This window comes from Candidatus Symbiopectobacterium sp. NZEC127 (genome assembly GCF_025962675.1).
Taxonomy (GTDB): domain Bacteria; phylum Pseudomonadota; class Gammaproteobacteria; order Enterobacterales; family Enterobacteriaceae; genus Symbiopectobacterium.
Window position 1 is genome coordinate 1,831,299 of record NZ_JAGFPG010000001.1, and the last position, 22,682, is coordinate 1,853,980.

General features: G+C 53.6%; 17 protein-coding genes. 7 read left to right on the forward strand and 10 right to left on the reverse strand.

Annotated elements, in window-relative coordinates; translation table 11 throughout:
* Positions 1 to 2: 2 nt before the first annotated feature.
* Positions 3 to 1,088 carry a chorismate synthase gene (aroC, locus tag J5069_RS08480; protein ID WP_264643395.1) on the reverse strand — a complete coding sequence of 362 codons (1,086 nt, stop codon included), beginning with the start codon at positions 1,086 to 1,088 and terminating at the stop codon, positions 3 to 5.
* An 84-nt stretch (positions 1,089 to 1,172) separates the two neighbouring features.
* Entirely contained in the window at positions 1,173 to 2,105 is a 933-nt protein-coding gene (gene prmB / locus J5069_RS08485) for a 50S ribosomal protein L3 N(5)-glutamine methyltransferase (RefSeq protein WP_264643396.1), read from the reverse strand.
* A gap of 313 nt (positions 2,106 to 2,418) precedes the next feature.
* Between prmB and smrB the strand changes: the two genes are divergently transcribed.
* Positions 2,419 to 2,991 (forward strand): endonuclease SmrB, encoded by a 573-nt coding sequence (gene smrB / locus J5069_RS08490; RefSeq protein WP_264643397.1) that lies wholly within the window; start codon positions 2,419 to 2,421, stop codon positions 2,989 to 2,991.
* A gap of 52 nt (positions 2,992 to 3,043) precedes the next feature.
* On the opposite strand, the gene sixA is transcribed toward smrB, so the two are convergent.
* Positions 3,044 to 3,526 carry a phosphohistidine phosphatase SixA gene (gene sixA / locus J5069_RS08495; RefSeq protein ID WP_264643398.1) on the reverse strand — a complete coding sequence of 161 codons (483 nt, stop codon included), beginning with the start codon at positions 3,524 to 3,526 and terminating at the stop codon, positions 3,044 to 3,046.
* A gap of 911 nt (positions 3,527 to 4,437) precedes the next feature.
* Between sixA and J5069_RS08500 the strand changes: the two genes are divergently transcribed.
* The 5 genes from J5069_RS08500 (at position 4,438) to J5069_RS08520 (ending at position 9,771) form a co-directional block, all read left to right on the forward strand.
* On the forward strand, positions 4,438 to 4,971 hold the full coding sequence (locus J5069_RS08500) for a spore coat U domain-containing protein (RefSeq protein ID WP_264628116.1): 534 nt from the start codon (positions 4,438 to 4,440) through the stop codon (positions 4,969 to 4,971).
* A gap of 22 nt (positions 4,972 to 4,993) precedes the next feature.
* Positions 4,994 to 5,563: a spore coat U domain-containing protein gene (locus J5069_RS08505; protein WP_264643399.1), complete on the forward strand. Its 570-nt coding sequence runs from the start codon at positions 4,994 to 4,996 to the stop codon at positions 5,561 to 5,563.
* 87 nt (positions 5,564 to 5,650) lie between these two features.
* Positions 5,651 to 6,418, forward strand: a complete 768-nt coding sequence (locus J5069_RS08510; RefSeq protein ID WP_264643400.1) for a molecular chaperone — start codon at positions 5,651 to 5,653, stop codon at positions 6,416 to 6,418.
* Positions 6,419 to 6,492: 74 nt separating this feature from the next.
* Entirely contained in the window at positions 6,493 to 8,811 is a 2,319-nt protein-coding gene (locus J5069_RS08515) for a fimbria/pilus outer membrane usher protein (protein ID WP_264643401.1), read from the forward strand.
* A 3-nt stretch (positions 8,812 to 8,814) separates the two neighbouring features.
* On the forward strand, positions 8,815 to 9,771 hold the full coding sequence (locus J5069_RS08520) for a spore coat protein U domain-containing protein (RefSeq protein ID WP_264643402.1): 957 nt from the start codon (positions 8,815 to 8,817) through the stop codon (positions 9,769 to 9,771).
* 34 nt (positions 9,772 to 9,805) lie between these two features.
* Here J5069_RS08520 and fadJ read toward each other — a convergent pair whose 3' ends face one another.
* The 3 genes from fadJ to J5069_RS08535 form a co-directional block, all read right to left on the reverse strand.
* Positions 9,806 to 11,974: a fatty acid oxidation complex subunit alpha FadJ gene (gene fadJ / locus J5069_RS08525; protein ID WP_264643403.1), complete on the reverse strand. Its 2,169-nt coding sequence runs from the start codon at positions 11,972 to 11,974 to the stop codon at positions 9,806 to 9,808.
* Positions 11,971 to 13,284: an acetyl-CoA C-acyltransferase FadI gene (gene fadI / locus J5069_RS08530; RefSeq protein ID WP_264643404.1), complete on the reverse strand. Its 1,314-nt coding sequence runs from the start codon at positions 13,282 to 13,284 to the stop codon at positions 11,971 to 11,973. Before fadI ends, fadJ begins: the two co-directional genes overlap by 4 nt.
* 230 nt (positions 13,285 to 13,514) lie before the next feature.
* On the reverse strand, positions 13,515 to 13,811 hold the full coding sequence (locus J5069_RS08535) for a YfcZ/YiiS family protein (RefSeq protein WP_264643405.1): 297 nt from the start codon (positions 13,809 to 13,811) through the stop codon (positions 13,515 to 13,517).
* A 393-nt stretch (positions 13,812 to 14,204) separates the two neighbouring features.
* Between J5069_RS08535 and fadL the strand changes: the two genes are divergently transcribed.
* Positions 14,205 to 15,491: a long-chain fatty acid transporter FadL gene (gene fadL, locus J5069_RS08540; protein ID WP_264643406.1), complete on the forward strand. Its 1,287-nt coding sequence runs from the start codon at positions 14,205 to 14,207 to the stop codon at positions 15,489 to 15,491.
* Between the two features lie 75 nt (positions 15,492 to 15,566).
* Here fadL and mqo read toward each other — a convergent pair whose 3' ends face one another.
* The 4 genes from mqo to J5069_RS08560 all read right to left on the reverse strand — a co-directional run bounded on the left by mqo (position 15,567) and on the right by J5069_RS08560 (position 22,661).
* Positions 15,567 to 17,153 (reverse strand): malate dehydrogenase (quinone), encoded by a 1,587-nt coding sequence (gene mqo, locus J5069_RS08545; RefSeq protein ID WP_264643407.1) that lies wholly within the window; start codon positions 17,151 to 17,153, stop codon positions 15,567 to 15,569.
* A gap of 325 nt (positions 17,154 to 17,478) precedes the next feature.
* Positions 17,479 to 18,264: a phospholipid-binding lipoprotein MlaA gene (gene mlaA, locus J5069_RS08550; protein WP_264643408.1), complete on the reverse strand. Its 786-nt coding sequence runs from the start codon at positions 18,262 to 18,264 to the stop codon at positions 17,479 to 17,481.
* Between the two features lie 561 nt (positions 18,265 to 18,825).
* Positions 18,826 to 21,387 (reverse strand): hypothetical protein, encoded by a 2,562-nt coding sequence (locus J5069_RS08555; RefSeq protein ID WP_264643409.1) that lies wholly within the window; start codon positions 21,385 to 21,387, stop codon positions 18,826 to 18,828.
* 32 nt (positions 21,388 to 21,419) lie between these two features.
* On the reverse strand, positions 21,420 to 22,661 hold the full coding sequence (locus J5069_RS08560; RefSeq protein ID WP_264643775.1) for a DUF1983 domain-containing protein: 1,242 nt from the start codon (positions 22,659 to 22,661) through the stop codon (positions 21,420 to 21,422).
* Positions 22,662 to 22,682 lie beyond the last annotated feature (21 nt).

Consider the following 22,682-nt stretch of genomic DNA (forward strand, 5'->3'; position numbering starts at 1 on the left):
ATTTACCAACGAGGAACCTGACTCACGACGTCACCACACTGGGCGCGCTGACGCAACAGATGATCCATCAATACAATCGCCATCATGGCCTCCGCAATCGGCACTGCACGGATACCCACACAGGGATCGTGACGTCCACGGGTGATCATTTCCGTTGCTTCACCCTGGCGGTTGATGGTTTTCCCCGGCACCGTGATGCTCGAGGTGGGTTTCAGCGCCAGATGCGCGACAATCGCCTGTCCGCTGCTGATGCCGCCCAGTACACCGCCCGCATGGTTACTCTGGAACCCTTGCGGGGTAATTTCGTCGCGGTTTTCGCTGCCGCGTTTGGTGACAACCGCAAATCCATCGCCAATTTCCACACCTTTTACGGCGTTGATGCTCATCAATGCATGGGCCAGATCGGCATCCAAACGGTCGAACACCGGCTCACCCAAACCAGCCGGTACCGATTCGGCGACAACGCTGACCTTGGCACCGATGGAGTCCCCCTCTTTTTTCAGGGCACGCATCAGTTCATCCAGTGCATCGATCTTGTCGGCATCGGGGCAGAAAAACGGGTTTTGTTCAACGATATCCCAGTCTTTCAGTTCGCAGTTGACATCGCCCATCTGCGCCAGAAAACCACGCACCTGAATGCCGTGGGTCATTTGCAGGTATTTTTTGGCAATGGCCCCGGCGGCCACGCGCATGGCGGTTTCACGGGCCGAAGAACGACCGCCGCCGCGATAGTCACGCACGCCGTATTTTTGTTCGTAGGTATAATCGGCATGACCGGGACGGAACACGTCCTTGATCGCACTGTAATCCTGAGAGCGCTGATCGGTATTTTCGATGATCAGGCCAATGCTGGTGCCCGTGGTGACCCCTTCAAACACACCGGACAAAATACGCACCTGATCCGGCTCGCGGCGCTGCGTGGTATAACGCGAGGTGCCGGGGCGACGGCGATCCAAATCGTGTTGCAGATCCGCTTCGGTCAGCGGAATGCCCGGCGGTACGCCATCAACGATACATCCCAACGCAATACCGTGGGATTCGCCGAACGTGGTGACGCGGAAGAACTGGCCAATACTGTTGCCTGCCATCACGGCTCCTTTCTGTGTAACATCGCTATTCTGTACAGCATTATGATTTATGTTGCCGGGATGAGCCCGGCATAACCAGTCTGTTTATTGCCGATACGCCGCGAAATGGTCGTGGCAATCCACCAGTTGATCTTTTGTCAGCATAAAGACGCCATCACCACCGTGCTCGAATTCCAGCCAGGTAAACGGAATATCCGGATACTGATCCATCAAATGCACCATGCTGTTGCCCACTTCGCAAATCAGCACGCCCTGCTCATTAAGGTAATCGGGCGCACAGGCCAAAATACGGCGCACCAGATCCAGCCCGTCATGACCAGCCGCAAGACCCAGTTCCGGCTCGCGACGAAACTCCTGTGGCAAATCCGCCATGTCTTCCGCATCCACATAAGGCGGATTGGTGACAATCAGGTCATACGCGAGCGGTGGCAGCGCGCGGAACAGGTCGGAGCGAATCGGCGTGACCTGCTGTTCCAGGCCGTGTTGCTGGATATTCTGCTCGGCGACCGCCAACGCATCGCTGGAGAGATCGACGGCATCCACTTCTGCGTCGGGGAAGGCGTGCGCACACGCAATGGCGATGCAGCCGCTGCCGGTACAGAGATCGAGAATATGCTGCGGCTCATCGGCGATCAGTCCCGCGAACTGCTGTGAAATCAGCTCACCGATTGGCGAACGCGGCACCAGCACGCGCTCATCGACAAAAAACTCCAACCCGCAAAACCACGCCTTGTTGGTCAGGTAAGCCACGGGCAGACGTTCATTAACGCGGCGAATCACGCGCTCAACCACACGCTGGCGTTCCGATAACGTCAGACGCGAGCCAAACATATCCGCAGGGAAATCAAGGGGTAAATACAGGGTTGGCAGCACCAGTTGCAGCGCTTCATCCCACGGGTTATCGGTGCCATGTCCATAATAGAGCTCGGCTGCGTTAAAACGGCTTACCGCCCAGCGCAGCATATCTTGCAAGGTATGCAGGTCGTTGACCGCCTCGTCGACGAAAATTTTATCCAAGTTAGTCCTCCACAGACCCCACCCGTCAGGAAATGCCGCTTAGTTTGCCATGAAGCCAACTACAAATCAGCAGATATCACCCACCCGCGCAGGAAATCCTGTGCGTTGCCTATCAATCGATTCGGCCTCTCGGTTGTTGGGCAATTTCGGGTTTGTTATTAAAAAGGTAGCGCAGGCACTATTACAGGTTACACTGGGACCCATGAAATTTATGGCAAATGCCGTATGAAGTGATGCCCTAACGCCAGGCCGCCCCATCGGGAAGCAGATACGCCGACGTAATAAGGACCAAGAGATACAACGGGGTGACCGAATGAGTAAAAAACACGCGTTGAATGATGGCGACGCACAGCTATTCCGCGCCTCCGTGGCCGGCACCAAGACGCTGCGCCAGGATACCTATGTGCACCGTCCTCAGCGCCATCATGTCGAAGGGAAGCTGCCGCCGCGCAAGGCGTTGCAGGAACAAGTGGATGCCAGCTTTTATTTTTCTGACGAATTTCAGCCCCAGTTGGACAGCGACGGCCCGATGCGTTACGTGCGCCCCGGCAGCAGTCATTACGAGCTGAAAAAACTGCGGCGCGGCGACTATTCCCCGGACCTGTTTCTCGATCTGCACGGATTGACCCAGTTGCAAGCCAAGCAAGAGCTAGGCGCCCTGCTCGCGGCCTGTCGCCGTGAACACGTGTACTGCGCCTGTGTGATGCACGGCCACGGCAAGCATATTCTCAAACAGCAAACGCCACTCTGGCTGGCGCAACATCCAGATGTACTGGCTTTCCATCAGGCGCCCAAAGAGTTTGGCGGTGACGCCGCGCTGTTGGTGTTGGTGGAACTGGATGCGGTGTACGGTCAGATAAAAGCGGGCACCGAGCCGCCGCGCTAACGCGCCCGGCTTGCGCGCTATCGCCTGACATTGGCGACGGCGCAAGCGTGGCTCAGGATTTGAGCGCCAACTGTGACGGGCTGGTTTGCCAATCGAACACACCAGCGCCCGACTGCGCATCCAGCGTGACGCAGGCCACCGCCGAGGTGGCAAACATCGGTGCGCCGGTTTGCGGGCTGAGCTCCGCCACCAGATACCCCACCAAGGGCAGGTGCGAGACGATCAACACCGATTCGATCCCCTCACCGGCCAATGCCAGCAGATAATCACTGACAAATGCGGCATTGCCTCCCGGGGTCAGTTCCGGCACGCATTCTTCTTCATCAGGCAGGGAAAGGATACCACGCAAGGTGGACAGGGTTTGCTGGGCGCGGAGATAAGGACTCACCAAAACACGCGTAATGGCCACACTCTGATCATGTAACCATAAAGCCATCTGACGCGATTCTTCAACACCGCGCGCACTGAGCGGGCGAAGCGCATCGCTGGCTGCGTCAGGTACTGCATCACCATGACGCATAATCAACACTTGCATATAACACCGTTATAGTAAAAAACTTCGTTCTATTATGCTGTTAGCGCATATTTCCCGATAAACACCCTTCCATGCGTACAGGGTCTGGGCAGGGAGAATACGTGTCATTTTGTTGCAAATTTAACCGAAGCACGAAACGCTTTTTTACCTTAGATAGGAAGCTGGAGTCAACCGATTTGCATAGGCCGCTGAGGCATAGGCATACCTCGCTTCATCACCAGAACACGCAGTGTGGTAAGATTACATACATGAATCATCAGGTTAAGTGACGACCTTGTCTCAATCACCTAGGGCAGCAGAGCAAAAAAAAGCGAAAAACAACATTTTTGCCACCACGACAGCGTAAAAAATCAGAGTAAAAAACCATTAAAACCTACCAGGTAAAAATTTAAAACTAACAGCGCACATAATTTGGCTTTTTCATTCCTTTTTCCTTTTTATCAAATTCCTCACATTGTTAAACAAGGGGGGGGCATCTATCTTTATGAAGAGCGGTTTATGTAAGTTGTTATTAAATTTATTTAAAAGCTCACCATAATCTATTATTCCGTGCTGCTGGCAATGACAGCGAAAGCACCGATTGCACCTTTATTTTCATTGTTTATACCCTAAATAATTCGCGTTGCAGGAAGGCAGCAAGTGAGGAACTTACTCAAGTCAGTGATTCGGGTAAGTGAACACCGCCAACGCATCGGCAACGTGAAGTGTGACGGGTTTATATTGCCCACCAGAGAAAGCGATGCCTTAAAAAAGGGGTGAAGGTTTATATCCTGCACGCTTTGTCCGTTTTCCCTGCGCCAGTGTGTCGCGGTGAGAATGAAAAAATCTGCGCGCTGCCACGCTTTCCTATTTTAAAACGTCATTACGTTTAACGGAATTTCGGTGTGCGGTGCTTGTATGAAGGAAGGGCAATGAATAAGCAAAAAGCAGCGCTCGCCGCACTCTCCTCTTTATTTCTGTTTATGCCAACCACGTTTGTTGAAAGCGCCACCATTACGGGCAATATCGCCGTTTCCCTGACGGTAAACTCGACATGTCTGGTTAACAACGTGAGCAGTGGCACATTCGGAACACTGGCGTTTGGTCAGGTCGCGGATTTAAACACCAACGTGGACGCAGAGGTGGGCACGACGGGCCTTTCGGTGCTGTGTTCGTCAGGCACCGCCGCCGTGCTCACTATCGGTGCTGGCGCAAATGACGCCAGTGCCGTACGCCGTCTCACCAACGGTGCAGGCACCCCGACACTGATCTCCTATCGCCTTTACAGCAACAGTGCGCGCTCCACGGAAATTGCTATCGGTGGTACCCTTAACGTTCCCGCGGGCACCGGTGTAGCACAAGCAGTGCCCATCTATGGCCGAATCCTTGCGTCCGAGCAAACGCTCAAATACCCCCCTGCGGGCAACTATACAGACACCATTACAGCGACGCTTACCTGGAACTGATAAACAGGAGGACCCTATTGCCATGAAGGCTTGCACCGGGAAAACCACGGGCATCAGCGCAGGGCGTTTTTTCCGCGACCTCCTGCCGTCGCTGGCCGTGCTGCTGAGTCTTGCCAATCCGGTGTTGGCGGTAACGGTCAATGGGTCCTTTGACGTGACGGCCACCTTGCAAAATGGCTGCCTGTTTGGCGTTAACAGCAGCAGCTCAAGCAATATGGGTACCCTCAGTTTCGGCTCACAAAGTGCCACTGCCACGAATGTGGATGTGGTCAGCAGTGCAGGCAGTGGCTCAATCGTCGTCACCTGCACGCCCGGTGCATCCGTTTCCATTGCGCTCGATTACGGCGCAAACGGCGGCAGCAGTGCACAGCGCTACCTGAAAAACAGCGCAGGAACTCGCACGCTGCCCTATCAACTCTACCGTGATGCCGCGCGTTCTCAGGTATGGGGTACTGGCACACTGGCGCTCACCGTGTCCTCTTTTCCCAGCACGACACAAACCTATACGGTATATGCACGCTATTTTGGCGCAACACCGCTGCCTGCGGCCGGGCAATATACCGACAGTGTCACCATCAATGTGACGTATTAACCGCAAGGTGTGGCGCGAGCGGCGGTCATTGAGATACGCGTAGCAGTGTCAGTCATTACGGCGTTATTAAAATAATAAGGCGTTGGCATGAAATTAACGAAAAGCAGTGTGGGTCGATTTTTATCTGTAGCGGTACTGTTTGTCTGTTCAGGCGCATTTGCTGCCAGTTCGTTGCTGGTGTGGCCGATTTACCAAATTATCGAGGCACATAACAGCAGCTCAGCGCTATGGCTGGAAAACAAGGGTAATAACACCGTGGGTTTGCAAATTCGCATTATGACTTGGCGTCAGATGCAGTATGAAGATCGCTACGCCGATCAAACCGAAGTGATACCCACTCCGCCCTTTATTAAACTGGAACCGGGTCAGCGCAGTATGATCAGGTTGATGCGTGTTGCCCCACCATCAGTCACTCAGGAACGCGCTTTTCGCATCGTGATTGATGAAATAGCCACGCCTTATCTGCCGCAAACCAGTAACGCCCCCTCTGGCGTTCAATTCCAGATGCGTTATCTGTTGCCCTTGTTTCTCCGGGGCTCGGGCCACGATAAGCCGAATGCGGCGGCGGCTCCCTTGCAACTGCACTGGCGCATTGCCCCGGTCGATGGAAAGCCCTACCTCTATGTACGTAATGAGGGCCAAACGCATGCCCGCCTGAATAATGTGTTTTGGTCCACCTCACCGCAAGGAAAAGGACCTCGTACCAGCATCAGTGAGGGCTTTTTAGGGTATGTTCTGCCGGGTCAGGAGATGCGCTGGCCGCTTCCGGCATCAGCGGCAGCACCCGGTGCAAATGCCATTCTGTATACCCATTTGGCGGATACCCCTGACCCTGTCGTTATCACGCGCGGCTAAACCTGATGTCAGGAAGGTTGAAGCATTCATCACAGCGTGTTTGCCCAAGCGCATTCCTGTTTGCAGGGGGCATTATGCTGTGCGCATCAACCGTGTTTGCCGCCGAGGAGTTCGGCGACTTGCCGCCCCCGCCTACGGCTCCCCCTGCTCAGCAACACGCCCTTTATTACCTGACGCTGGCGGTCAACGGATACAGCGATAATCTGGTCGTCCCCGTTAGCGTTAATGGCGATCGCTACGCTGCGGACGCCAGCGAGCTCGCCCGCAGACATATAAAACTGCCTGCCAATGCAGCAGGTCAAATAGACATCAATTCGTTGCCTGATGTAACGGTATTCTATGACAGCCGGGTGCAACAGCTCCAACTGACAATACCCACGGATTGGCTGCCACAGCAGCAAATCAGCGCAGGCGACAGCGGCGGCATTCAGCGACTGTCTGCGCGCAGCAGCACCGGCCTGCTGTTTAATTACAACCTGTTTTATACTTCACCGCCCCAGCAGGGCGACACGATGAACGCGCTGATGGAACAGCGCCTTTTCAGCGACTACGGCACCTTGTCCAACTCGGGGCTGTGGGTAATAAAAAGCCCCTACACCGACAATGGCAGCCGCTATCGTCGCTACGATACCTATTGGCGCTACAGCGACAGTGAGCGGATGGTCAGCTACCAGCTTGGCGATCTCATCAGCAACTCGCTTACCTGGAGCCAATCAGCACGTATGGCGGGTCTGCGCATCGGGCGTAATTTCAATCTGCGACCGGATATCGTTACCTATCCCATGTTGCAATATGCAGGCTCTGCTGCGGTACCCAGCACGCTGGATTTGTTTATCAACGGCTTTAAAACCAGCAGCATGGCGCTCAACTCCGGCCCGTTCACCCTGACCAATACTCCCTATCTCAACGGTGCGGGTGAAGCGACGATCGTTACCACCGATGCACAAGGGCGACAGATTGCTACCAGCGTGCCGTTTTATGTCTCTAACACCCTACTGCGTCAGGGGCTTAGCGATTTCGACCTCTCCGTTGGTGTGCTGCGCCGAACCTACGGGCTGGGGCAGGATCGCTATGCGTCAGATCCCGCATTCAGCGGCTTCTATCGCTATGGTCTCACACAGAGCCTGACGCTTTCCGGCCATGGAGAAACGGTGCGTGACCTCTCCCTGCTCGGCGCAGGCGCAGACATGGCCGTGGGGCGCTGGGGTACGCTTAGCACCGCTTACAGTCACAGTGAACGGGACGGAGGCGGACAACAATACGTCTTCGGTTACTCCTACTATGGTAATACCGTGGGGTTCAACCTTCAGCACCAGCGCCGCACGTCGCGCTATCAGGATCTCAGCACTTACACCACACCGGGTAACATGAGCAAAGAGAGCCTGCAAGCTACCCTTAGCAGCCTGTTATTTGGTCCGGCAAACGGCACCGTCGGGGTGGGGTATTTCGCCATTACCCCGTTTAACGATTCGCGCACTGAGTTGGTCAATCTCTCCTACACGCGGCAACTGTGGGGCAACAGCACGCTCTATCTGGCGGCCAACAAAACGCTGGGCGATCGCGGTTACAGCGCACAGCTCCAGGTGATTATCCCCTTTGGCAACAACGATACGTTCAACACCAGCGTGCAACGTAACAACCAGGGAGAGAGCCTCACAACGCTGGGTGTGACGCGCACCCTTCCCCTCGACGGCGGTTTTGGCTGGAACCTGGCCTACAGTGCTGGCAACGATCCTTATCATCAAGGGGCGCTCAGTTGGCGCGGCCCGTATAACCAGCTACAGGGAGGAATCTATGGCAACGAGGGGAGCCAAACGCAATGGGGAGAAATGAGCGGCTCGGTAATCTATCTGGATGGCAGCCTGTTTCCCAGCAACCGTATCAATGACGCCTTTATTGTGGTCGATACGCAAGGCTATGCCGACGTGCCCGTGCGCTACGAAAACCAGTTAGTCGGCTATACCAACCAGCAAGGACGACTGCTGATCCCGTGGGTAACCTCCCACTACCCGGCCAAGGTGGAAATCGATCCACTTGCTTTACCACCTGACGTCGACATCTCAGGCGTTGAAACCCGGTTAGCCGTGAAGGAAGGCAGCGGCACGTTGGCCTCTTTTGCCATCAAAAAGGTACGTTCAGCCAATATCGCGCTGCGAAACAGCCACGGTGAAGCGCTGCGCGTCGGCACCTGGATTACCGATGAAACCAGTGGCAACACCACCATCAGTGGCTATGACGGTTTGGTCTACTTCGCTCATTTAGCTATTCACAACCGCCTGTCGTTTACTCAGGAAGATGGGCGTCGTTGTCACGTGCAATTTTCACTGCCAGAGCAGCAATCCATGCCGGCACGGGTTGGCCCGCTGACATGCCAACCCGATAACCAAGGATAAAAGATGCGTATACTTTTCCTGTTCTTCTCACTTGTGCTGCTCGGTTTCAGTTATGCCCCAGTGACATGGGCGCAGTGTCGTGTGCCCAGCACCTCATCTTCGCTTGGCAGCGCCAGCTCGATCACGCTCAACGGTGCATCGCAGACCTCTCAAGCCAGTACCGGTTTTAACTGCGATGCGCCCACGCTGTCATTGGCAGGCACCAACCGCGTCATTGCGACGTTCGGCACCGGGAATAACGCCTCCGCGGGACTGCGTCAGTTAAAACACACCACGAAAAGTGACGTTCTGCCTTATACGCTTTGCGTCGATCAAAACTGTAACAACATACTCGCCCTTAATGGCTCATACACCTGGAGTAGTCAGACGCTCTTGGGGCTATTAGGGTTGTTTACCGGCCCAAACAGCACCTTGCCGCTGTGGGTAAAAACAAGCACCGGTGCTGTGCTTTCTGCCGGCACGTATACCGATGTTATCGCCGTTAACTGGGACTATCGCGTTTGCGATGTCGGTATTGGTGAACTCTGCCTGTACTATTCCGGCACACCGACCTCTAACATCACGCTAACGCTGACCGTCACCAACGATTGCCAGATCAGCAATACCAACAATATCGAATTTGGCAGCGCAGCCTTTCCCTCCGCCTTCACGGCTATCAACAGCAGTCTGGGCGTGCGTTGCACCAAAGATGGCGCTTACAGCGTGGCGTTAACCAGCACGCACCCTGACGATGCCAATTGGCGTCGGATGACCGCAAGCGTTTCCGGTACCAATTATTACCTGCAATATCAACTTTACCGCGCTGACAACAGCGCCTGGACGGAGAGCAACAACTATGCGGGAACCGGCACTGGCTTGACGCAGACCATCCCGTATACGGCACGCATCAATGCGAGTCAGGCAAATAAACCGGCAGGAAGCTACAAAGATACGGTGAGCGTGGCGGTGACCATCAATTGACGCCCTTCCGGCTGATGCCGGAAGGGGGAAAGGATTAAGGGTGAAAGCGGGCCGCACTTGCCTGCATGGTCAACAGGCGCTGGCACGGGGCAAAACGGGGGCCATACTGATGCTCAAACGTTTCCAGCGTTTTGACGACCGTATCGATCCCCAGATGATCCATGTAGTGGAACGGACCACCAAGGAACGGTGGAAAGCCAATACCAAATACCGCACCGATATCACCGTCACGCGCGCATTGGATCACGCCTTCATCCAGACAGCGTGCTGCCTCGTTTAACATCATCATCACGCAGCGTTGTGCCATCAACGCATGATCGAGATGCGCTTTTGGCGTGACGCCCAGCAAAGGATAGATGGCACTGTCTACCTCACGCGGCGCGCGCCAGAAACGGCGCGGGGTGCCATAGCGGTAAAAACCCTTGCCGTTCTTACGCCCTTTGCGCCCATCCTGCAAAATGGCCTCGAAGGTGGCCGGAGCCTGAAAACGCTCGCCCCATGCCGCCACCAGTATCGGCACTATCTTGGTCGCCACATCAATGCCCACTTCGTCGAGCAGGGTTAACGGGCCAACCGGGAAACCGAAGCGTACCAGCGCGGCATCCACGGTCTCCACCGGCTCGCCTTCCAACAGGCAATAAGCTGCCTCGTTGATATAGGGAGCCAAAATGCGGTTGACATAAAACCCGGCTTTATCGGCCACCACAATGGCGGTTTTCCCTTGCTGGCGGGCAAAAGCTACCGTGGTGGCGATGGTTTCAGCGCTGGTGCCTGCATGGGGAATCACTTCTACCAACGGCATTTTGTCTACCGGGCTGAAATAGTGCAGACCAATGACTTGCTCAGGGCGCTGCGCCCGTTCGGCGATCTGGTGTATGGGCAAGGAAGAGGTGTTGGACGCGAACAGGGTTTCCGGGCGCGCATGCTGTTCGATATCTGCCACCATGTTCTGCTTGAGCGCCAGATCCTCAAACACCGCCTCGACAACGATATCGGCATATTCAAAACCGTGATAATCGGTGCTGCCGGAGACCAGCGTCATCAGGCGCTGGCGTTCCGCCGGTTTCATGCGTTTGCGCTGCACGCGTTTACTCAGCAATTCCCAACTGTAACGTAGCGCATGGTTGATACCTTCTTCGTTGATATCCTTGATGCGCACCGGAAGCTGTGCGCGCTGGGCGGTAACGCAGGCGATACCGCCGCCCATCAGTCCACCACCGAGCACGCCGACACGGTGTATTTCACGCGGTTCGGCTGAAGCTCCCGCCTGTTTTTTCAACGCATTGGTGGCAAAAAACAGACTACGCAACGCCGCTGAGGCGGGTGTCATCACCAGTTTGCCAAATGCACGCGCCTCCTGTTTATACCCTTCGGCCAGCCCTTTATCCATGCCCCGCCGGACCACTTGAATGATGCGATCGGTGGCAGGATAGTTGCCCTGGGTTTTAGCGCGCGTCTTCTGCTTTACCACTTTAAATAACACGTGACGTACCGGCCAACTGTTCACCAGACGCGTGCGCCAGGGCAGTATCGGCTGCCGCCGTTTACCCTTTTTCAGCAACGCGGCCGCCGTTTCCAGCAAAATACTGTTGGGAACGGCATCATCGATCATCCCGAGCTTGAGCGCCTGCCGCGCTTTTACCGAGCGGCCCGTCAAGATCAAATCCAGCGCGCGATCGACGCCAATCAGCCTGGGCAAACGCTGAGTCCCGCCCGACCCCGGCAACAAACCCAACTGCACTTCCGGTAATCCCAGCACTGTCTTGTCATCCAGCGAGCAGACGCGATAATCGCAGGCCAACGCCAGCTCAAACCCGCCGCCCAGACAAGGACCGTGGATCGCCGCAACCAGAGGAAACGGCAAGTCGCCAAAAGCGGCAAAGGTTTCCTGCCCTTGCCGCGCCAGCGCTTCCGCCTCTTCCGCCTGTGTGCAGGCATCAAGCATGGTGATATCCGCCCCCACAATAAACGAGTCAGGTTTGCCCGATATTAAAATGACGCCACGCAGCGCCGCATGTTGCTGCGCCTGATGCAGCACCGTTTGTACTTGTTCCGCAAAGGCGCTTTTCAGGGTGTTCATCTTCTCGCCCGGCACGTCCATGGCGATCACAGCAATATTGTCTGGCCGAACGTACAGCGAAAACGCCGAGGGAGCTGTCTCTACCTCGCTCGGTGCTTGCTCGATAGCGTGCACTTGTTTCATGGTGTGACCTCCAGAACCATTGCCGCCCCCAGTCCCCCCGCCGCACAGGCGGTAACCAGCCCAAACCCGCCGCCGCGCCGTTGTAACTCATGCAGGGTCTGCGTAATCATTCTGGCCCCCGTGGCCGCAAACGGATGACCGTAAGCAATCGAACCGCCCAGCACGTTGAATTTGTCCATGTCCACGTCTCCCAATGCCGAGGTACGCCCCAGCTTATCCCGTGCAAAATCAGCGCTGGCGAACAGTTTGACGTTGGCCAGCGTCTGCGCCGCAAAAGCTTCATGCATATCGATAAGCGTAAGATCGCCAAGGCTAAGACCCGCACGATCCAACGCCAGCGGCGTGGCATACGCCGGTCCCAACAGCATATCGTGCTGAACACCAATGGCAGTGAAAGCATAGCTTTTCAGGTAGCCCAGCGGCGTTAACCCGAGGCTGCGCGCTTTTCCTTCACTCATTAAGAGTACAGCGGCCGCACCGTCGGTAAGGGGAGAGCTGTTGGCCGCGGTGACAGAACCGTGCAGGCGATCAAACGCGGGCGACAAACGGGCGTAATGCTCCAGCGTAGAATCATGACGCACGTTGTTATCTTCTTTGAGCGTTTGACGGTATGGCGGTACGTAAGCGGTCATCACCTCTTGATGCAGCACACCTTGTTGCCAGGTTTTCGCCGCCAGCCGGTGCGAACGATGAGCAAAAGCATCCTGGTCGGCGCGAGAAATGCCGTAGGTTTTTGCCATCTGTTCTGCGGTATCACCCATACGCAGCCCGGTGGAGTACTCCGCCACGGGCGGCGAGACCGGCACCAGATCGCGCGGACGCAAGCGTGACAGCAGTTTGAGCCGTTGCCCCAACGTGCGGGCCTTGCTGAGATCCAGCAGCGTCATCGCCAGATTTTTGGTTACACCGATCGGCGGCAATGAGAACGTATCAGCCCCGCCCGCAATTCCCACCTGCGCGGTGCCCGCCATAATGCTTTCGGCCACGTTGACCACGGACTGAAAGCTGGTGGCACAGGCACGGGAAACCGTGTAGGCATCGGTATGCACACACATTCCGGTGCCCAGCACAATTTCGCGCGCGATATTGGGCGCAGCCGGCATTTGTACTACCTGACCAAACACCAACAGATCGACCCACTTGGGATCGATGCCATACCGGATCAGCAGTTCGCTCACCACCATTTTGCCCAAATCCATGGCGGGAATACCGCGATACGCGGTCGCTTGACGAGCAAAAGGCGTGCGCAATCCACTGACGATCGCGACCCGTTCGCCGCTCCGGGTTATCAGGGGTAACACCTCGCTCATAAACACTCCTGTAAACAGAGAATTAAGTATATGTTCTAACAGGTCAGACCTGAATAGAGTGTTAACCAGAGCATTACATTAAGCAAACCTGTTCACTACAAAATGCGAGCGCACGCTCTCTGCAAGAGGAGGTGGAATCTAAAAGGGGATGGCAAGACGAAGAGTGGGTAGAGAAAACGGGGACGAACACAACGTGCGGCGCGCTGCACCGCACGTTATCACCGGGATGCTTAACGCAGTCCCAGTTGGAAAATCAGCGTTTCAGCCTGGCAGCTGAACGTGAAATCGATATCCAGTTGTACGCCGCCGTTCACGTCAGCAAAGCGACTGTCGATCTGGCACGGCTCAGATTCTACTGCACGGGCTTTTTCCGTTAGCGCCGCCAGCGTGGCCTGCGCAGCAGCACGGTCAGCAAATACTTTGCTGTAGGATGCCGTACAGTCAGTGTTGTCCATTACAGTACCGACATCTACGCAGCAGCAAGCGGCGGTTTCTTCAGCAGAACATTTATTTATCGCGTTTGTCATGATGCTTTTCCTCTACGGGTAACGAACTGCCCGGGCAGATTTGATCCGGTTCAAAAATATCACTTTTCCCGCTATTTTACTCAGCAGGCTCGCCAAGCACTAGGACTTACTGCACGTAAGGGCATTTAGTGATCAAGCTCACATCGTTTTGTTATTATTAGGTAAATTAACGCACCTTAGACCGCGAATTTCTTAACGAATGTGTTAACTGGATCTGGTTTTTACATCAATCTGGAAATATTTCGAACACAAACTTGCAACATTTCCATACTCCCCACTTATACTTTCGCCAACTGGTCTGATTTGTCAGTCCACCTGCGCCCCCTACAATGCGCGTCCCTTGTTACGGTATGTAACAAAGTCAAATAACAAGTACACGATGAGGTTTTGGTCATGAGCCAGAAAAACCTGTTTAAACACTCCGCAGTAGCGATAGCAGTGGCACTGGTTTCAGCACAAGTTTCCGCCGCAGGCTTCCAACTCAATGAATACTCTTCATCCGGGTTGGGGCGTGCGTTTTCTGGCGAAGGTGCCGTGGCCGATAATGCGACATCCGGCAGCCGCAACCCCGCCACCATGACAATGTTCGATCGCACCACGGTTTCTGGTGGTGTGACGTATATTAATCCGGATATTGATATTACGGGGCGTAGCACTCGAGCTCCAACCTATAACGATGCTAGTGCAAAAAATATCGCGCCGCACGCCTGGGTGCCAAACATGCACATTATCATGCCGTTAAATGACCAGTGGGCGATCGGTGCATCAGCTACCACCAACTATGGGCTGGCGACGGAGTTTGATAACAACTTTACTGCCGGCTCCATCGGTGGCAAGACTGACTTGCTGACGTCTAACCTGAACCTGAGCGCAGCCTATCGCCTGAATCAACACTTTAGCTTTGGTTTGGGCGTCAATGCCGTATATGCCGATGCCACGATTGTGCGTCATCTTGGTGAAGCATCCGCAAGTGTCCCAACGACTAGTCCATCCACTGAGGCTGCGCGTTTGGAAGGCAAAGAGTGGGGCTATGGTTGGAACGCAGGTATCCTCTATGAAGTGGATAAAAATAACCGTTTTGGTCTGACTTACCGTTCTAAAGTCGATATCGACTTTAAAGGCGATTACAGTAACCAACTTCCTACATTCGCGCCGGGCGGGCTTAACGGTGCAACCATTCCAGGTAAGTTAACATTAAACCTGCCTGAAATGTGGGAAATCTCCGCTTACCACCGAGTCGCCCCGCAATGGGCGGTGCATTACAGCATGGCGCTGACCAGTTGGAGCACCTTTAAAGAGCTAAGAGCAACCGATAATGCTGGTGACCCGCTGTTTGAGAAACAAGAAGGTTTCCGCGACGCCTACCGCCTGGCTATCGGCACCACCTATTATCATGACGATAACTGGACCTTCCGTACCGGTATCGCCTTCGATGACAGCCCGGTTCCTGCCGATAAACGTTCCATTTCCATTCCCGATCAGGATCGCTTCTGGTTAAGCGCGGGTACTACCTATGCGTTTAATAAAGATATGTCCGTGGACGTTGGCGTATCCTATATGCACGGCAAGAGCGTGAATATTACCGAACACGCTCCTGCAAGATTGGGCGGTACCGAGTACAACTTTAGTTCCAAAGGCCGCGCCTGGCTCTACGGCGTTAACCTGAACTACACCTTCTAATCACGACTCGTGATCGATAAAAAAGGCCGCTAATGCGGCCTTTCTTTTTGATCAAAGTAACGCAACGCTCGCAGTTTACTCCGGCTTCACTTCAATGTAGTTCAGGTGCAGCGTGTCACTGGTGTAACGGCGGATCTGGTTGGTGAGATCGATATCGCCATCCAGTTTCTTACCGTAAGACGGCACGATCGCTTTCAGTTTGCCCTGCCATTCTGGCGTTGCCACCTGCTGCTTAAACACTTTCTCCAGCAGACTCAGCATGATCGGTGCAGCGGTTGACGCCCCCGGAGAAGCGCCCAGCAGCGCGGCAATGGTGCCATCCTGCGAGCTGACGATCTCGGTGCCCAACTTCAGCACACCGCCTTTATCCGCATCTTTCTTGATAACCTGAACGCGCTGTCCGGCAACCGCCAAGCGCCAGTCTTCCTTTTTCGCCTCGGGGAAATACTCTTTCAGTGTCGCGAAACGATCGTCATCATCCATCATCACCTGTCCAATCAGGTATTTGACCAGATCGAAATTATCCAGCCCGACATGCGTCATCGGCATCAGGTTTGACAGCGTGACAGAGCCCGGTAAATCCCACAGTGAACCATTTTTCAGGAACTTGCTGGAGAACGTGGCAAAAGGACCAAACAGCAGCGCAGGTTTACCGTTAAAGATACGCGTATCCAGGTGCGGCACGGACATCGGCGGTGCGCCCACGGAGGCTTTGCCATACACTTTTGCCATATGGCGTTTTACGATGTCAGGATTGTCGGTGACTAGAAACTCGCCGCCCACCGGGAAACCACCATAGAGATCCGCTTCGGGAATACCGGATTTTTGCAATAACGGCAGCGCCGCCCCGCCCGCGCCAATAAAGACAAACTTGGCATTGATGGCATGCTCTTTTTCGCCGTCCTTCAAATCCGCGTAGGTAATGCTCCAGGTGTGGTCCGCATTACGCTTTATCTCGCGTACTTCAGCATTCAGGCGCAGTGAGAAGTTGTTTTTGGTCTGTAATCCGGAAACCAGCTGGCGCGTGATTTCACCGTAATTGACATCGGTGCCAATCGGCATGCGCGTGGCTGCCACTTTCTGCGCCGGATCGCGCCCTTCCATCACCAACGGTGCCCAGGATTGGATCGTGGCGTGATCGTCGCTGAACTCCATGCCACGGAACAACGTACTGTGCTGCAACGCCTTATAACGCTGATTCAGGAAGGCGGTATTCTCATCACCCCAGACAAAGCTGATGTGCGGCACGCTGTTGATAAACAGATTCGGATCGTGCAGAACGCCATTCTTGACTTGGTAAGACCAGAATTGACGCGAAATCTCGAACGCTTCGCTGATCTCAACCGCTTTACTGATATCAACGGAGCCGTCGGCTTTTTCTGGCGTGTAGTTCAGTTCCATAAAGGCCGAGTGGCCAGTGCCCGCGTTATTCCAGCCGTTGGAGCTTTCTTCGGCAACCTTATCCAGACGTTCAACCATGGTGATTGACCAGTCGGGTTGCAGTTCCTGAAGATAAGTCCCAAGAGTGGCACTCATGACACCCCCACCGATCAGTACTACATCTGTGGTTTTTGCAGTATCCGCTGCACTTTCCGCCCATGCGGGCAAGACTGCGGTACCCGCCAGATTCAGGCACAAGACCAACGCCCGTAGTGTTTTCATACTTCTATGCCTCTGTTTATTTTAATTTTGTTGTTACAGGTAAATTGCTACTCCAACCATCCCGAACGTGCGACATTCCCACGCGGCAGCCAGGCCTTGTGTGAAATACCTATTACAGCGCACATCCGCACAACATTATTGTTACAAAGGCGGTGAAAATAAATTTTTTGTAATTAAATAAAAAATAACAATACAATTATCATTGATTAACAAGCAGTGGTAGCAACTGCTTATTTTTATTATTGCAGTTTTTTATTTTGGGTGAATCCGCGTAAAGCAAAAGGCTCCACCGGGAGCCTTTTTGAGTATGATGCCAGAGAAAGGGCTATTTGGCAGGTGCTGCGGGAACCGGATCAGGCGCATCGATCTCCTGAAGAGAATCTTCGATGGCTGCGGCGTTCGGGTTCGCTTGTGGAGCCAGACGGCCACCGCGCGCCAGGAAATCATGCCGTTGGAAGTAGGCTTCGCGCACCAGCAGATAAGGATCGGACGAGTTTCTCAGCAGACCATCCGAATCCAACAGTTGTGCACGCGTCTCTACCCCTTCCACGACCCACTTACCCGCAGAAGCCCAGAACGTCAGGTAACTCAGCACCGGATAGAGCGTATCAACCATACCGCCACCGTCTTCACGCAACGTTGCGCTGCCATAGCCCGGCAATACCAAATACGGACCATAGCCCACGCCGTAGCTTCCCAACGTAGTGCCGAAACGGCGCGGCTCTTCTTTTGCCAGCTTCGGATTCGCCACCGAGGCAAGATCGAATAACCCGCCCATCCCCAACAGGGTGTTCAGGAAGAAGCGGTTAAAGTGAATCATGGCCTTGTAGGGATCGCCTGACACAAAATAGTTTGCCATCGCGGCGGGCTCTTCCAGGTTACTGAAGAAATTACTCAGCCCATTACGCGCGGGTTTCGGCACATAGTCACGCCAGGCAACGGCTACCGGCCGGACGACATAAGGGTCCAGCACATTGTAGTTAAAGTTGAACATGGTGCGGTTGAATCCCTCAAGTGGGTCGGAACGCCCTTGGGTTGTTTTATCCGAAGAGCTGGCGCACCCAACCAGCATGACACTGGCCAGCACCACCCCACTCAAACGGTTATTCATAGTGATTCTCCCTGATAAAATTGCGTTTCGCCCACGTTACAACCTTATAGTCCCCCGACGGATCTTAACGCATGGATGATGCAGAGCGCGCCCGGGTAAGAAATAGTCGTTGTTAGTGTAACATTTTATTGCTCTTCATCGAGGAAAGCTAACGTAATAGTGCTTATCTATGCACGTGTTACCTAATCAGCAGGCAAAGATAGCCGCTTTTTACGACGCAGTACATCAGTCCCAATGCCCTTAGCACGCACATTCTTCACATTTTTTTGCCACTGATTGACGTGATATTAAGCAAACGCGCATTCATGTGCTTATGCTTACAGCCAAAATGCGTATAATGTCCTCGCTGAAGTCTCCATAGTTAAATGGATATAATGAATAAACAACACATCTACATGTTTTTAAATGATTTAATTAAGTAAAAATAGAAATTAATGTACCCCAATATGTACACATCACAGCAATTCCAATGCAATGAGACATTAACCGATCTCCCCGCCCCACTCCCCCCCCCCTTTAAGATGCGCTCGACCTTATAGCCGAGCGGCGAGGGCTTTTCGTTTAGCCTGCAACGGTGTTGCAATAAACATTACTGTGCATAACCTTCGGTTTCTCCTCCTCACGTTCTGGCATCTGCACGCGCACCGATATGAAGGTGTCACGCGGAATATCGATCGGGTCGCCGCTCGCGTAGCCCTCTATCTCATTGCGAGCGAACGCGGGCGCGTCCGGGTGTGGCCGGTGATAGGTTCGAATGACGATAGAGCCGTCAGCTTCAACGTCATAATCATTCCAGACTCGCTCAAGCCCGTTACGGCATTTCGGGCAACTGATACCCCCCTCGATACCGCCCCAGGCAAGATCGGCATTCAGGCCCAAACAGCCGGAAATGCGGTAGACGCCTTCGCTCAGGCGCTCGGTGGTGATGCCTTCTGCTTCGCTGGTGAGTTCGCTGGTGCCGTCTGCATACAGCTTCACTACCGGGCTTGCTGTTTTCCAAAATCCGTTTGAGTCGGCTACGGCGTTATTTCCAGATGCAAGAATTGTCCCAGACGCAGAACTTGGAAAAGTGAGAACCCTCTCACCTGTCGACGTAGGGTTGCCTCCGCTACCGGCTCGAATAAATAACCTCGTTATCCCGCCATTATTGGTAAGTTGTGACCAACGGCCCACACTGGACTCAGTGAAACCGCTTGCCTCTAGAGATACCGTGGCGTTAGTGGCTGAAATTATCGGACTAGCTGTGAATTTTTTTACTCCACTTATAGTTTGAGCGGTATCAAGGGTCGCTGGGTTTGGTAGGTTTTGGTCCGTCCACAATTCATAGTTAGCGGGGATTGGGCCATCTTGAGTACCGGCAAGTATTTTCACCCCCCTCCTTTGTGTAACTGCACTGCCGGTGCCGTGATGACCAACGCTAATTGCCGCCCATGTGTCACCGGTTTTAAATAAAATCGCTGGTCCATATGTTTTAAGTAATGTTGATTCAGCGCCGCCGGTAAAAGTTGACGGTCTGAATAATTGACTGCCGTTAGTAGCGGAATTCATAAATGCTATCTGTTCGGCTTCCGTGGCAAATGTGCGTTGCGACCCCAACCCGCCCCAACCCCACGCGCCGTTAAGCATCACCGATCCAGCGGTGGCATCAAATGCGCTTACTTGCTTTACAAGATTTTTATCAGTCCAGAGGTTATGCGTGATGGTGTTGGAGCCGCTAGCATTGCCCCCTGAAACTCTAACACCTGAAGAACTACCGTATCCGATAGACAACACACCCCATGTATCTACGGATTTAATAACGATACTAGCCCCATAAGGCTGGGTGTAAGGTGTGTCAGTTACATTACGGAAAATTCTAGAACCATTAGCAGCGGAGCGTACCCATGTTAAAAAATCAGCAGATGTGCGGGTGAAATCCTCACCTAAACCGCCCCAACCCCATGCGCCGTTAAGCATTATAGAGCCTGCGGTTGCGTCGAATTGGCCGGTTTGCTTTACGAGATTTAAGCTATTCCATATATCCACCCAGCCATTAAATACGCCGTTGTTAAAATTTCCTTGCGCAATTCTTTGGTTCCCGACATCGGCTGTATATGCGAGAACGCCAGCACTAGCAGTTGAAAACCGGGTAACTAAAAAATACCAGCCATATGATGTGTTTGGGCTTCCGGCTGTTCCGGCTGGTACTCGATACAAGCCTGAGCGAGCAGTTGCTAATGATGCGGCTAATGTTGTCGTTATCGGCAACAAAGGCGCTGACAAGCTACCCAACCCAAAAGAACCCTCAGCACCGGCAATCATTGTACTGCCAGCCGTTGAATCTAAAGAACTGGTTTGTTTTACAAGATTAGCGGTATCCCATAATGTTTTCCATCCAGACCATACGCCATTAACCAATGTTTTAACCGAAATTGGCAATGCGTTGTTACCAATTGGCGTTGCGATTAGGGTGCCATAGTTATCATTATATTTTTGCCAAAAGTAATTATGTGAGGATGAATTAATGCCATTAACTATGACGGTATTACCAGCATAGAATCCAGTTTTTGCGGATTTTAAATAAACGTGTAGATCTGTAGTTTCGGTAAGGTATACCGTATTACCTCCAAGCCCGAACGAACCATTTGTACCGCTGAGCGCAAGTATCCTATTAGCTGTAAAGTCGGTTGAGTTATCCTGCTTAACCCCTGTCACCTTTCCATCCAGCGCAGCATCCCAAGCCTGCTGTGAGCGAACGGTGACTTGGGTACCGTCTGGTGCTGTCAGCGTGACGTTGCCGGTACCGGTGGCGAGCTGCTGGAAGCTATCAAAGAAGGTCTGATAGTCAGAGAGCTGCACGGAGAGCTTACGCCCGAAGTCGGGCAGCGTGGACGGCATGAAGTTGACGATCGCATAAGAGAGCCCCGAGGCGGTGGCTTCCTTCACGTTCGAGACGCTTACGATATGGTTATCATCATCTACGCGGTCGATCTCATAGATGCGGTCGCCGTTGGCCGTGCTGATGATAAGAGCGTGGCCGCGCCCGATCCCGTTGATATCCTGCTTCCAGGCTGTGCCGGTACCGACGATAGATTTAGTGCCCTGCACCACCGCGATGGTGCCGGTTGTGTACCATGCTTTCAATTGATTACCCTCACTCACGTTGGTTGTTAGTTCTAGCCACCGGCCATTATTGGTTGTATTGAAATGTTGGATTTTTTAAATTTTGCGGCATTGAATGTAAAATTCCAGTCATGCCGGAATGTAGTTCCTGATGATGGCTGGCGATACATCTTAATTTTAACTAATGCAAATCCGCTACCAGGAGGAATAGTTAGCTCTACATAGCGAGGATCATTATATATTACGGTCCCCCACATATTTAATTGCAAGTCATCATCAACATAAACACCACCATAGCCGCCACCGCTTGAGGTCCCAGCCATATGCCACACAGTATCGATCATTCCTGACAACAATACAGATTGCTCAAACTTGGTTTTTTCAACCTTAAACATATGATATTCATAGCTACCTCCCGCCAATCCCAAATAGCCAGTAAAGTTTCCAACTAATCCGTATTGGAATGCATAAAGATTACCACCCACCAATTTATCTGCGTATACAGTTCCTCGGAACTCACCATCATTGAATTCTGATGAGCCGTTAGCACCTATCTTCCAGCCAGCAACTTCAGACTGGAAATTATTCGACTGTAAATCCCCCCGGATTACGGCGTCGTGAAATTCGGCAAACCCATTTTTGTTTATTATCCAGCCTTGGGTGCCAGCAGTGTAGTTGGATGATTTGATTACATCACCGATCATTGCATCCGTGATACGTGCCGTGCCTATAACCGCCATATCGATTAGCACTTGCCCTGCCTCGTTGATGTAGAACGGCATGAACGATTGGCCGGTGGCTGGGTTGATGATGAAGCCGAACCGCTGAGCCTGGAACAGGATCTCGGTCTGCAACACGGCGGGGTTATTCGGGTCGCTGGCAAGGCCGATCCCGATACCGGCAATGACGTATTTGCCGTTCGCGGGCTTGCCCTGCACCTTCATGTTGAGCTGGGCGCTCAGGGAGCCATCCAGATTCGCGACTGCGGTCGAGACGGTACTGACGGCGGCGGTAGCCTGGTCGGCCTTTGTCGCTGCTGCTGCTGCCGCTGCCGCTGCATCTGTTGCCGCCTTGTCCGTCACGGCAACCCACGATGAGCCATTCCAGCGCTTTGGTGTATTGTTTCCACTCGTGGTATCAATCCAAAGGTTCTGGCTGAGGCGCTTATCTGCTGCCGGTGCGGCGGTACCGTAAATCACTTCCCCCTTGTTTCCTGCTGCCGTCGCGGCGTTCTGTGCTGCCTGCTGTGCATTGGTAGCTGTGGTCTGCGCGCCGTTGGCTGCATCCTGCGCCATATCCACGCTCGCCGTGAGCAA

Bases quoted from the DNA above. Each gene is read 5' to 3' on its own strand.
- aroC (WP_264643395.1), bottom strand. From the start codon at position 1,088: ATGGCAGGCAACAGTATTGGCCAGTTCTTCCGCGTCACCACGTTCGGC.
- smrB (WP_264643397.1), top strand. From the start codon at position 2,419: ATGAGTAAAAAACACGCGTTGAATGATGGCGACGCACAGCTATTCCGC.
- sixA (WP_264643398.1), bottom strand. From the start codon at position 3,526: ATGCAAGTGTTGATTATGCGTCATGGTGATGCAGTACCTGACGCAGCC.
- J5069_RS08500 (WP_264628116.1), top strand. From the start codon at position 4,438: ATGAATAAGCAAAAAGCAGCGCTCGCCGCACTCTCCTCTTTATTTCTG.
- J5069_RS08505 (WP_264643399.1), top strand. From the start codon at position 4,994: ATGAAGGCTTGCACCGGGAAAACCACGGGCATCAGCGCAGGGCGTTTT.
- J5069_RS08510 (WP_264643400.1), top strand. From the start codon at position 5,651: ATGAAATTAACGAAAAGCAGTGTGGGTCGATTTTTATCTGTAGCGGTA.
- J5069_RS08515 (WP_264643401.1), top strand. From the start codon at position 6,493: ATGCTGTGCGCATCAACCGTGTTTGCCGCCGAGGAGTTCGGCGACTTG.
- J5069_RS08520 (WP_264643402.1), top strand. From the start codon at position 8,815: ATGCGTATACTTTTCCTGTTCTTCTCACTTGTGCTGCTCGGTTTCAGT.
- fadJ (WP_264643403.1), bottom strand. From the start codon at position 11,974: ATGAAACAAGTGCACGCTATCGAGCAAGCACCGAGCGAGGTAGAGACA.
- fadI (WP_264643404.1), bottom strand. From the start codon at position 13,284: ATGAGCGAGGTGTTACCCCTGATAACCCGGAGCGGCGAACGGGTCGCG.
- J5069_RS08535 (WP_264643405.1), bottom strand. From the start codon at position 13,811: ATGACAAACGCGATAAATAAATGTTCTGCTGAAGAAACCGCCGCTTGC.
- fadL (WP_264643406.1), top strand. From the start codon at position 14,205: ATGAGCCAGAAAAACCTGTTTAAACACTCCGCAGTAGCGATAGCAGTG.
- mqo (WP_264643407.1), bottom strand. From the start codon at position 17,153: ATGAAAACACTACGGGCGTTGGTCTTGTGCCTGAATCTGGCGGGTACC.
- mlaA (WP_264643408.1), bottom strand. From the start codon at position 18,264: ATGAATAACCGTTTGAGTGGGGTGGTGCTGGCCAGTGTCATGCTGGTT.
- J5069_RS08560 (WP_264643775.1), bottom strand. From the start codon at position 22,661: ATGGCGCAGGATGCAGCCAACGGCGCGCAGACCACAGCTACCAATGCA.